General features: G+C 67.9%; 17 protein-coding genes. 12 read left to right on the top strand and 5 right to left on the bottom strand.

Annotation, left to right across the window (positions count from 1 at the left end; genetic code table 11):
- Positions 1–83: 83 nt before the first annotated feature.
- The 4 genes from WFK95_RS22145 to WFK95_RS22135 all read left to right on the top strand — a co-directional run bounded on the left by WFK95_RS22145 (position 84) and on the right by WFK95_RS22135 (position 1,472).
- On the top strand, positions 84–275 hold the full coding sequence (locus WFK95_RS22145) for a hypothetical protein (RefSeq protein ID WP_336672009.1): 192 nt from the start codon (positions 84–86) through the stop codon (positions 273–275).
- Positions 236–607, top strand: a complete 372-nt coding sequence (locus WFK95_RS24790; protein WP_443081585.1) for an HNH endonuclease — start codon at positions 236–238, stop codon at positions 605–607. The genes WFK95_RS22145 and WFK95_RS24790 overlap by 40 nt, the downstream gene beginning before the upstream one ends.
- Before the next feature lie 25 nt (positions 608–632).
- Complete coding sequence (locus WFK95_RS22140) at positions 633–1,022, top strand: hypothetical protein (RefSeq protein ID WP_336672008.1); 390 nt, start codon at positions 633–635, stop codon at positions 1,020–1,022.
- Between the two features lie 108 nt (positions 1,023–1,130).
- Positions 1,131–1,472: a hypothetical protein gene (locus WFK95_RS22135; RefSeq protein ID WP_336672007.1), complete on the top strand. Its 342-nt coding sequence runs from the start codon at positions 1,131–1,133 to the stop codon at positions 1,470–1,472.
- Between the two features lie 337 nt (positions 1,473–1,809).
- Here the strand turns inward: WFK95_RS22135 and WFK95_RS22130 are convergent, their stop codons facing one another.
- The gene (locus tag WFK95_RS22130) at positions 1,810–2,025 is read right to left on the bottom strand and encodes a hypothetical protein (protein ID WP_336672006.1); all 216 of its coding nucleotides are present in this window, start codon (positions 2,023–2,025) and stop codon (positions 1,810–1,812) included.
- Between the two features lie 137 nt (positions 2,026–2,162).
- Here WFK95_RS22130 and WFK95_RS22125 point away from each other — a divergent pair, with 137 nt between their 5' ends.
- Entirely contained in the window at positions 2,163–2,552 is a 390-nt protein-coding gene (locus tag WFK95_RS22125; RefSeq protein WP_336672005.1) for an Ltp family lipoprotein, read from the top strand.
- A gap of 11 nt (positions 2,553–2,563) precedes the next feature.
- Here WFK95_RS22125 and WFK95_RS22120 read toward each other — a convergent pair whose 3' ends face one another.
- Genes WFK95_RS22120 through WFK95_RS22110 form a run of 3 tightly spaced genes read right to left on the bottom strand, consistent with a single transcriptional unit; the run spans position 2,564 to position 3,219 of the window.
- On the bottom strand, positions 2,564–2,734 hold the full coding sequence (locus WFK95_RS22120; RefSeq protein ID WP_336672004.1) for a hypothetical protein: 171 nt from the start codon (positions 2,732–2,734) through the stop codon (positions 2,564–2,566).
- A 59-nt stretch (positions 2,735–2,793) separates the two neighbouring features.
- Complete coding sequence (locus WFK95_RS22115) at positions 2,794–2,985, bottom strand: hypothetical protein (protein WP_336672003.1); 192 nt, start codon at positions 2,983–2,985, stop codon at positions 2,794–2,796.
- Positions 2,986–3,021: 36 nt separating this feature from the next.
- Positions 3,022–3,219, bottom strand: a complete 198-nt coding sequence (locus WFK95_RS22110) for a helix-turn-helix transcriptional regulator (RefSeq protein ID WP_336672002.1) — start codon at positions 3,217–3,219, stop codon at positions 3,022–3,024.
- A 166-nt stretch (positions 3,220–3,385) separates the two neighbouring features.
- Here WFK95_RS22110 and WFK95_RS22105 point away from each other — a divergent pair, with 166 nt between their 5' ends.
- Positions 3,386–3,850 carry a hypothetical protein gene (locus WFK95_RS22105; protein ID WP_336672001.1) on the top strand — a complete coding sequence of 155 codons (465 nt, stop codon included), beginning with the start codon at positions 3,386–3,388 and terminating at the stop codon, positions 3,848–3,850.
- A 69-nt stretch (positions 3,851–3,919) separates the two neighbouring features.
- Here the strand turns inward: WFK95_RS22105 and WFK95_RS22100 are convergent, their stop codons facing one another.
- Positions 3,920–4,528, bottom strand: a complete 609-nt coding sequence (locus WFK95_RS22100) for a SanA/YdcF family protein (protein ID WP_336672000.1) — start codon at positions 4,526–4,528, stop codon at positions 3,920–3,922.
- A gap of 110 nt (positions 4,529–4,638) precedes the next feature.
- On the opposite strand from WFK95_RS22100, the gene WFK95_RS22095 reads away from it, so the two are divergent.
- From WFK95_RS22095 to WFK95_RS22070, 6 genes are all read left to right on the top strand, one after another.
- A complete protein-coding gene (locus WFK95_RS22095; RefSeq protein ID WP_336671999.1) occupies positions 4,639–5,325 on the top strand; it encodes a hypothetical protein in 687 nt (228 codons plus the stop codon).
- 83 nt (positions 5,326–5,408) lie between these two features.
- Positions 5,409–6,893: an MDR family MFS transporter gene (locus WFK95_RS22090; protein ID WP_336671998.1), complete on the top strand. Its 1,485-nt coding sequence runs from the start codon at positions 5,409–5,411 to the stop codon at positions 6,891–6,893.
- A 23-nt stretch (positions 6,894–6,916) separates the two neighbouring features.
- Entirely contained in the window at positions 6,917–7,744 is an 828-nt protein-coding gene (locus WFK95_RS22085) for a hypothetical protein (protein ID WP_336671997.1), read from the top strand.
- 2 nt (positions 7,745–7,746) lie between these two features.
- A complete protein-coding gene (locus tag WFK95_RS22080) occupies positions 7,747–8,082 on the top strand; it encodes a VOC family protein (protein ID WP_224645895.1) in 336 nt (111 codons plus the stop codon).
- A 28-nt stretch (positions 8,083–8,110) separates the two neighbouring features.
- Positions 8,111–8,542, top strand: coding sequence for a YdeI/OmpD-associated family protein (locus WFK95_RS22075; protein WP_336671996.1), 432 nt, complete (start codon positions 8,111–8,113; stop codon positions 8,540–8,542).
- 39 nt (positions 8,543–8,581) lie between these two features.
- Complete coding sequence (locus tag WFK95_RS22070) at positions 8,582–9,580, top strand: acrylyl-CoA reductase family protein (RefSeq protein WP_336671995.1); 999 nt, start codon at positions 8,582–8,584, stop codon at positions 9,578–9,580.
- Positions 9,581–9,687: the final 107 nt, after the last annotated feature.

Here is a 9,687-nt window from a genome sequence, read left to right as displayed (position 1 = left end):
ACATCATCACGGAACTCTTTCGGATAAGGCTTAGGCACAGTAGTCATCCTTCCAGGCCGCCCTCCCGGGGCAAGCCAGATCAGATGTCACCTAACCGTGCACCAGTCCCCATCGCCGAGGTCGTGCCCGAGTACAAGAAGGCCCGCGACGCGGCGAAGCGAGCCACACAGGCAGTAGCGGTCACCCGCCACAATGTGGATGCAGTCAAGCGCCACATCAGCAGCGGCTCGACCCAATGGCGGCAGCCCAAGTTCGTCGACCCGGCGGTCCTCTAATGCCGCGCGCACCCAAGCACTGCGGCCACCCCGACTGCACCACACCAGTCCGAGGCACCAGCTACTGCCCAAGCCACAGGAACAAGTGGACCAGCACAGGACGCACAGCCTCCTCGCTCACCCACCGCAGCGCCGAGTGGAAGAGGTTGCGGTCAGCAGCTCTCGCCGGCAATCCCGACTGTGCACTGCAGATCAGCCCACGCTGCACCCACCAGCCGACCGAAGTCGACCTCATCACCCCAGCATCACAAGGCGGCACACTCACGCCGGCCAACACACAGCCCGTGTGCAACCCATGCCACGTACTCAAGACCCGACGCGAACGAGCCTGACCACCACAACCAGAGGAGCGAACACATGACCAACCTGCGACGCATCGCCACACCCCACGTCCTCAACGCCAACGACGACGGCCAGATCACCGTCTCCATCGAGCTATCCGAAGCCATCCCAACCAAATGGGGCTCGCACCTCAAGCGCGCGGCCACCACGTTCGACCTGCGTGCCGACGTCAACGACGACGCCACGCACCCCCAGATCACATTCGGATGCAGCGCCGACCACCTCGCCTCCGCAGTCGCCGACATGGACACCGCGATCACCGCCGCCAACCTCGCCCACACCGACGGCTACACCGCCGCATCAGAAGCACTCGCCGACGCCGCCAAAGCGAACGCCACCGCCGCCCGAACCCAGGCCCTGCACGACGCCCGAGCCGTCGCAGCGACCATCGCACCGCCCGCCTAACGACCCACCCCCACCCACCCCCTGCCCCACGCCCAAGGTCGACCGATGGGTGCTGCGGAATCCGCCAGACGCACGCATAAACGCTGACCCACAGATCGGAGGTACGCCGTGAGGCGATCCGCTGAAGCCCGCAAACTGGCGAAAGCCCTGGCTGACGAGCTGTCCGCAGCCGGCGAAGCAGCCGGTGTGTCCCTCGAATGGGGTGCCGCAGAGGCCACAATTATCGAGCAGATCCAGGACGAAACTGACCGAAAGTGCGAGATTCTGGACCTCTATCACGGGTGTGACGATGCGGGGCTGAAGCTGAAGCTCTCGGCGGAGGCCCGGTTGTTGGAGGGCTCGATCGCGAGGTTGCTGAAGCAGGTTCGGACCGAGTTGCCGCCGTCGGAGTCGCAGAAGACGGTGAAGGCGCGCGCGGCCGCGGATGCTCGTTGGCGGCGCGGTGCCTAGGGTCGTTGGCGCCGCGGGTGGCCGGCGCTCGGGAGCGGGTCTGTACGAGTGCCTGGTGGCTGCCGCCCGCGCGTCGGAGGCACGGTCTCGAGCGGCCGGGCTAACCGGCAACTACTGGGCCCGAGTGCTGGAGCCGGCCGCCAAGGGGAAGCCGATCACCGTGCCCGTCACAGCGCTCAACGGCCACTCGACGCGACGCGCAGCTGTCCCCGACGTTTCGCTGCCCGCACGCGATGAAAGAGCGAGCTGGTACCTCGTAGCGCCAGACGGATCCGTGCGATCGACGACTACCCCGATATTGGAGCAGGAAGGCACTCACGGAGGGTGACCTGGTAGCTCAGTCCTCGGAGTCCACGTTGGTGACCTCCACGTTGACCACATCTCGGGCACCGTTACTGAAGCCCTCCTTCCAAACGGCCTCGTTCTTCTCCCGATCCCAGACCTCCATCAGTCCATTGGGCCCGTTGGGTTCCTTGATGTGGAAGTCGTCGCCGACGAACTCTCTTAAGCCGCCGTCGCGGAGCTGCAGGGTGATCTTCCGTGTCTTCGCCATGTCCGAGACAGTAGCGACCGGTGTGCGCCGTCGGGAGCGAAACCGGGTTTGGAAGGTTGGCGAACAGTCATATGCCGCAGAGATTTTGCGAGGTACGATCCGGGTTTAACCCTTCTCAAGAATCGGGATCACCCGCTATGAAGCGCACCGTCAACGCCGCCATCGTCGGGATCGTAGGCGCGGCATCCATCGCCTTCGCTACCCCCGTGGTCGTCTCTGCCACGCCGCTGCCGCAGACGCCCGCTAGCCAGTCCAACGCGGTCTCGAAGGCGAAGGAGTATCTCAACTACTCGGCGTTCTCACGCACGGGCCTCATCGCTCAGCTGGAGTACGAGGGCTTCTCCACTTCAGACTCGACGTACGCGGTGGACAACATCGTCGTGAACTGGAATGAGCAGGCCGCCAAGAAGGCGAAGGAGTACCTGGCATACTCGTCATTCTCCCGGAGCGGCCTAATCGATCAGCTCATGTACGAAGGGTTCACTAGCGCCCAAGCGGCGTACGGGGTGAACGCGGTAGGGCTCTAGCGCGCCTCCGTTCAGCGGCAGATCACGAGTTGAACTGCCGAGTGTTGCAGCCCGACGACGGTGCAGATGAAGTCGCGTGCCTCCTGCTCGATGTCGGCGTACCGGCGGGCCTGAGTGACCGTGCCGACGTTGATCGCGCCGCCGGCAGTTCGGTAACCCTCAAGCTCAGGAACGTCGATCATCCACCAACGATCCTCGCGATGGACGTTCACTCTGTACGTGGTCATGGTGTTCCTCTCGGCTACCAGTACCAGGGCCGGCGGTATGCCTCGGGCGAGTCGCCCCGCTGCAGCGACGCACTCGCCCGGCGCCGCTCCACACGACGCTCATGCGCACGCCACCACCCGGGCCCGTTGTCGCGCCGGTACGGGTAGCCGTACCGAGCAGCGAGCATCGCGCGGTACTCGCGGGTGTCCTTGTCCGTGCCGCTCATCGTTATGACCTCCTGTTCGAAGGGCAGCCGATCAGCCTATCGCGGATTCGTCACCTCCGGTAGGCCCCGGATGTAGCTCTGGATGTCGCTGCCCCGGAACCGAACGAGGCGCGAGCCGCGCCGCGGGTGCACTGGGATCAACTCGCCGTCGTGGACGAGTTGTTCGACGCCTCGTTTGCTGATGGTGAGGAGGCGGGCGACGTCTTCGTATTTGAGGAGGTGGTCTGCGGTCATGGCAAGAGGCTAGTCCGCAGCCAGTCCGCAGCGCATTCGGTCACCCTCATGCATAGCCAACGGAACCAACGCTGTGAGCAGGCAGAATTCGGCTTACCCAACGGAACCAGTATCGACAAACTCCCAGGACGTAGTTCCGCTTCAACGTGTAGGTCGGGACGTCCCGATGCCCCGGCGCCGCGAGCTCGAAGACGTGTGCCGAGGGATCGCCACCAGTTTCGGTAGCCGGAACAACGACATCGCGGGCTGGTGGGGCATCGGCGTTCTCTGTCGTGAAGCGGGCCCGTCGGGAGTCGATCTCGACCTGCGAGCCGATACCCACGCTGATCCGCTCGCACGGAAGTACGGCGAGCAGTTCGTCCGTCAGCTATCCGCTCGCCGCATCCCGGGCGAGTGGGTGGACAGCGTGGCTCTCGCCCTGCGATTCACACCGGATCCGGTCGACGGCCGGTTCTGGCAGTACACGGTGACCGTGCGGATTCGTGACGATCGCGGGCGAACCTGGTCTGCGATTGACGCAGGGCGATGTTGGGCTCACGATCCTTCGCTCGAGCGCAGGTCGGGGAGATATCGCGCCGAGGGGCCGAGTATCTGGGATGCAATGAAGATCCGCCGGCGCCGGATGGCATGATCCGCTCGACTAGTCGTCGACTTCCGCTGGTCGCCCGGCCGGGCAAGGAAGTCGTGGACGCTCGCCCGCTCACCTGTCGAGCGACACCGGTCCGGGATCGCGGAGGGCGTCGAGCGCGGCCTTCGGGCGCGACAGAGAGACCTCGCGGACCCAGTTCCGCACCGTCAGATAGACGCCGGCGTCGGAATCCGCCTCGACGCCCACCGCGTCGATGCCCTGCGCCTGGCACAGCGCGACGGCGCGGCGCAGGTGGAAGTCCTGCGTCACCAGGATCGACTGCGTGATCCCGAAGACCAATGCCGCGCGGGCGCACGTGTTGTACGTCGTCACGCCGAAGCGGTCGTCGGTGATGGTGCCGGCGGCGACGCCGCGCTCTTCGAGGTACTTCCGCATCGCGGCCACCTCGTCGCCCTTCGTCGATGCCGCGTGTCCGGAGACGAGAACGCGCTGCGCCCGGTTCTCACGCAGGACCGTCAGTGCGGTGTCGAGCCGCTCGCGTAGATAGACCGAGGGTTCGCCGTCGTGCACGCGGTCGCCCAGCACGATCACCCACGGCCGGGACGCGTCCTGCTGGATGCGCGAGCGGCTCTCCCACTGCACCCACGCGCTCGAGGCGGCCATCGACAGGACGGCAGCGATCACGGCGTAGCGGATCAGGCGGCGCAGGATGGCGAACACTGGACCGAGCGTACCCATCACGTGGGCGTCGCCGCGGCCAGCGACTGGTACGAGTTGATCCGCCTTGCCGGTCAGCGCTGGATGTCAGACCTATCGCGCATACTCGCGTCATGTTGGAGATTGGTGGCAACGGGACCCCGGTGGTGGTTGGGGTGCCGTGCATGGGCGAGCTGCGAATGTGGTCCGCCGAGGAGGAGTTCGTCTACTTCACGGACGACTCATTCCTTCCCTCATTGCTTGGATGGGGGCGTGTCTCGCGCGCGCGATTCGGGTCCGGCGGCGAGCGGGAGATCGGGTTCCTCGATCAGTCAGCCGCGACACTGACCCTGTTGCCCCGCGAGTCGGGTGCGATGCTCGCCGAGGGCGTTCCGTTCCGCGGCCACATCGTTGCGCTCGGCGATGCGCCCGATCCGCTCATCGCCGGTTTGCACGAGCTCGAAGCAGTGCTGGAGAGCGCGGTCTTCCACGCTGCGATGACAGGCGAAACGGTGCGCCTGTCGCCGGGGAGGTGGTCCGTGGACCAGGGGCCCGACGAGGGAATTCCTGGTTGGCTCGAATGTGCCGTACATCGGCAGACCGAGTGGGATGAACACATCGCGCTTGTCACCGCGCCGGATCCGAGCGCGGCGTCGCCGAGTTCGTGGTCCGACTCCCGCGATCACTCCGCGAACGAGATGTCGATTCCGCTGCACGGCGACGGGATCGCACGCGCGGTTGCATTGATAGTCGACGCCGCCGCTCGTTGGGGAGTCGATCCGCCCGGGCTGATGCTCACGTTCGGCGAGGCCCGCCCATGATGTCGAAATCAGGCGCTCGCGTTCGTCGTATAGATGACGGCGACGGACGCCGGTCGCCGGAAAACGACTATGAGGAAGCCACCATGGCCACGCACACTGAACAGATGGACCATCCCCCCACCGACCTGACGAAGCCCGCCGACGCATCGCGGACCGAGCAGGCCGGGCGCACGCCGCTGGTGATCAAGCTGCTGGTCGCGGCCACCTTCGTCGTGATCCTCAACGAGACGATCATGATCAACGCGATCCCGCGCCTCATGACGGACTTCCGCGTCGACGCCCGCGCCGTTCAGTGGCTGTCCACCGTGTTCATGCTGACCATGGCCGCGGTGATCCCGGTGACCGGCTGGTTCCTGCAGCGCGTCAGCACCCGCACGGCGTACGCGGTGGCGATGGCGACGTTCAGCGCCGGCACCGCCCTCGCCGCGATCGCCCCGACCTTCGAGGTGCTGCTCGCGGCCCGCGTCGTCCAGGCGGGCGGCACAGCGGTGATGATGCCGCTGCTCATGACCACGCTGATGACAGTCGTCCCCGAGAGCGACCGCGGCCGCGTGATGGGCCAGGTCACCCTGGCCATGTCGTGCGCGCCCGCCCTCGGCCCGGCGGTCTCCGGCGTGATCCTGCACCTCGGCTCCTGGCGCCTGATCTTCGTGTTCGTGCTGCCCATCGCGGTGCTCGTCGGCGTCGCCGGGATGCGGCAGCTGCAGAACGTCGGCGAGACTGAGAGCACGCCGATCAGCTGGCTCAGCGTCGTGCTCGCGGCGGGCGGTTTCGGCAGCCTCGTGTACGGGCTCAGCGAGATTGGCACGGGTGACGTCACGGGCCCGGTGCTCATCGTCGTCGCGGGCGTCCTGCTCATCGCCGCGTTCGCGGCGTACCAGGTCCGGCTCCAGCAGCGCGAGATGCCGCTCCTGGACCTGCGCGCCCTGCGGCACCGCACCTTCACGGTCTCCCTGCTGCTGATGACCGCCGGGTTCATGGCCTTCCTCGGCTCGATGATCCTGCTGCCGTTGTACCTGCAGGAGCTGCGTGGGCTGTCCGAGCTGCAGACCGGTTTGCTGGTGATGCCCGGCGGACTCGCGATGGGCCTGCTCGGCCCGCAGGTCGGCAAGCTTTACGACCGCGTCGGCGCACGCCCGCTGGTGATCCCCGGTGCGATCGGCATCGTCGTCGCCCTCGCGGCACTGAGCCGCATCAGCGCGACCACGCCCTACCCGGTGCTCGTCGCGGTGCACATCGGCCTGATGGTGTCGCTGGCCGCCGTCTTCACCCCGGTCTTCACCGTCGGCCTCGGCGACCTGCCGGAGCACCTGTACTCGCACGGTTCCTCGCTGCTCGGCACGCTCCAGCAGGTGGCGGGCGCGATCGGCACCGCGGCGCTCATCGTCGTCATGTCGAACCGCTCGTCGCACCTCGCCGAGACGGGTGCCTCCCAGCCGGAGGCCTTCGTCGGCGGACTCCAGTGGGCCTTCGCCGCCGCCGCGCTCATGGGCGTCGTTGTCGTCGTGGCCGCCCTGCTCCTGCCCTCCAAGGTCGACGGTGCCCCCTCCGGCCCGGTGCATCACTGACGGCCCCGGCCTACGATCCGCCCATGCTGATCTCCACGGCCCCGCAGCGTCGCCTCGGCGTCCCGCACGACGAGGCGACACTGCGGATCGGCCCGATCGATCCGGAGACTCCGACGTCTTCCCGGCAGCTTTTCATCGAGGGAACCCCGTCGTTCGAGCTCTCCTACTGGTGCGGCACCTGTCCGTTCCTCTTCGAGCGCAAGACCATCGGCTACAACATCTCGGCCGAGCGGGAACCACTCCTGAGCTTGGAGGTCGGCCTGGACCTGGCCGACGACGAGGTCATCACCACGTTCGCGAGGCTGCTGCCCGAGGGGGAGTATCTGCCGCTTCTGATAGAGGTCGCGCCGGAGTCGGTCGCGCCCTACGACGACCGCGACTACTTCACGCGCGAGCAACTCGCGACCTGGGGAATCGACCGGGCGTGGGGCCTACCCCAGAACCCGCTGACCCCGTACTACCGCACTTTCGAGACCGAGGTCGGCCCGGACGCCCATCTCTTCGAGTTCGTTGTTCCCATGGTGCCTCCCACCTGGAACGACCAGAAGCGAGTCCAGCACTACGCCGACCTGCTCGACGCGGGCACGACGCCCACGGCGGTGTCGTTGTCGATACTCGATCGGCAGGCGCCGGCGGTCTCCGAACCGGGTGCGGACTGGTACGAGCACTGGGCAGTGACCCACTTCCTCCTCGACGGCCACCACAAGTTCGAGGCCGCGGCGCGAGTGGGCGCGCCGCTGCGCCTGCTCGCCCTCGTCAACATCGACGAGAGCCTCGCCGGCGCCGAGGCTGTCGCCGCACTCCCGGACCTACTGCGCCGCGCACCGTCGAAACGCCGACCCAAGGAGTGATCATGGATCTCTTCGCACGCCTCGCCGTGACCGACCTGCCCCGCGCGATCGCATGGGGCGAGCAGCTCTTCGGTGACGTGGAATCGTTCGCGCCCAACGATGTCGAGCATGTCTGGACGCTGGGGGAGCACGTGCACGTCTACGTCGAGCTGCTCCCCGAGCACGCGGGCCATTCCGCGGTCACGCTGTTCCTCGGCGACTTCGAGACCTTCCTCGCCGCAGCGGCCGGACGCGGACTGCGGCCGGACTCGGAGGAGTCCTACGACAACGGTGTGCGCAAGGCGGTCTTCATCGATCCCGACGGCAACGAGGTCGGGATCGGCGGCGGGCCCGCATAGCCCGACGAATTCGGGGACGATGGAACGCATGGCACTGCACGTACGAACCACGCTGGAGCCGGTTGGGCCGGCCACCGCCATCGAACTCACCGATGCGCAGGTCGAGGAACTCGGCGGAGGGAAGCGCGCGGCGGTGCGCGTCACGATCGGCGATCGCACCGCGCGGCTGCGGCTCGCGGGCATGGGTGGGTGCAACCTGATCGGCCTGTCCAAGGCCGCACGCAAGGACCTCGAGGTCGAGATCGGCGATACCGTCGACGCCCTGGTCGAGCTCGACGAGGCCGAGCGGACCGTCGAACTCCCGGACGATCTCGCCGCCGCGCTGCAGACGGCGGGCCGCCGCGAGGCCTTCGACGCCCTCAGCTACACCCGCCGCAAGGAGGCGGCGCGCGGCGTGGCCGAGGCGAAGCGGGCCGAGACCCGCGAGCGGCGCATCGCCGCCGTCGTCGCCTCCCTCTAGGATCGCGGGAAAGCCGCCGAGACCCTAGGAGAGACCACGATGACCCAGTTCCGGGCCCTGATCGCCGAATCCGCCGACGACGCGGTGACCACCCGCGTGGAGACCCGCGAACCGGCGGCGCTGGAGCCCGGGCAGCTGCGGATCGCCGTCGAGTTCTCGGGCGTGAACTTCAAGGACGCCCTGGCCCTCACACCGGGCGGCGGTGTGGTGCGCCAGTACCCGATCGTCCCCGGCATCGACATCGCCGGCACCGTCCTGGAGACCACCTCGGACGAGTTCGCCGCGGGTGACCGCGTCATCGCGCACGGCTACGAGATCGGCACCGCCCGCGACGGCGGCTACGCCGAACAGGCCGTCGTCCCCGCCGAGTGGGCCGTCAAGCTGGCGGCCCTGAGCACCCGCGAGGCCGCTGCCATCGGCACCGCCGGCTTCACCGCGGCCATGAGCGTCGCCGCCATCCTCGACGCCGGCATCACCCCCGATGCCGGGCCCGTCGTGGTCACCGGCGCGACCGGCGGCGTGGGCTCCACCAGCATCGACCTGCTCGCCGGCCTCGGCTACGAGGTCGTGGCGTCGTCAGGCAAGCCCGCCGCCGCGGATCGCCTGCGCGAGCTCGGCGCCGCCGAGGTCATCGGCCGGCTCCCGCTCGACCCCGACGCCAAGCCCCGGCCGCTGGGCAGGAGCCGCTGGGCCGCCGCGGTCGACTGCGTCGGCGGGGCCGCGCTCGCCGACGTGATCAGCACCCTCAACTACGGCGGCGTCGTCGCCGCTAGCGGCCTCACCGGCGGCGCCGGCCTCAAGACCACGGTCATGCCGTTCATCCTCCGCGGCGTCACCCTCGCGGGCATCGACTCGGTGCTCATGCCGATCGCGCCGCGTCGCGCCCTGTGGCAGCGGATCGAGACCGATCTGCGCCCGCGGCATCTCGACCTCGTCGCCAACGACATCGGGATCGACGGTGTCGGCACCGTTGTCGAGGCCCTCCGCGCGGGCGGGTACACCGGCCGCGCGGTCGTGGACCTCGGCCGCGGCTGGTAACCGGCGGACGCGTCGCGGTGAAATGTGCGGTCGTTCGTCCTCACGATCGCTTGGATCGATGACCGCATGTTCGGCGAGCCTGAAAAGAGGTCGAGATCTGGCCGCTG

Origin of the sequence: Tsukamurella sp. USMM236 (assembly GCF_037148755.1) — a bacterium.
Taxonomy (GTDB): domain Bacteria; phylum Actinomycetota; class Actinomycetes; order Mycobacteriales; family Mycobacteriaceae; genus Tsukamurella.
This window is presented reverse-complemented; position numbering and strand designations above follow the sequence as displayed.